This is a genomic window from Metalysinibacillus jejuensis (assembly GCF_003057615.1).
GTDB lineage: Bacteria > Bacillota > Bacilli > Bacillales_A > Planococcaceae > Metalysinibacillus > Metalysinibacillus jejuensis.
Map to the genome: position 1 here is coordinate 1 of NZ_QAFW01000227.1, position 227 is coordinate 227.

The window sequence follows — 227 nt, forward strand, 5'->3', positions numbered from 1 at the left end:
CGCAAGCATCTTATTGTAGACAAGACGAACACAACCAAATGTTTTGGCTAATAATACTGCCTGTTCTCTGTTTGGTAGTAAACGGAATTTGAAAGCTTTGTTTTGTTTAGTCATATCAATTCACCTCACTTTTTACCTTGATTTTCAATATATTTTTTGATGGTATCTATTGGCGCACCGCCTGCTGTAAGTAGGCAGAAGCTTCTTGACCAGAACATTTCTTTCCA

Annotated in this window: 2 protein-coding genes; both read right to left on the reverse strand. The window is 37.0% G+C overall.

Translation table 11 applies throughout. From position 1 onward, the window contains the following. On the reverse strand, positions 1–114 hold a 114-nt coding region (locus DDE80_RS15000), incomplete at its 3' end, for a helix-turn-helix domain-containing protein (RefSeq protein WP_153060878.1). Positions 115–125: 11 nt separating this feature from the next. Then, positions 126–227: transposase (locus DDE80_RS15005; RefSeq protein ID WP_201261550.1), on the reverse strand; the 102-nt coding region annotated here is incomplete at its 5' end.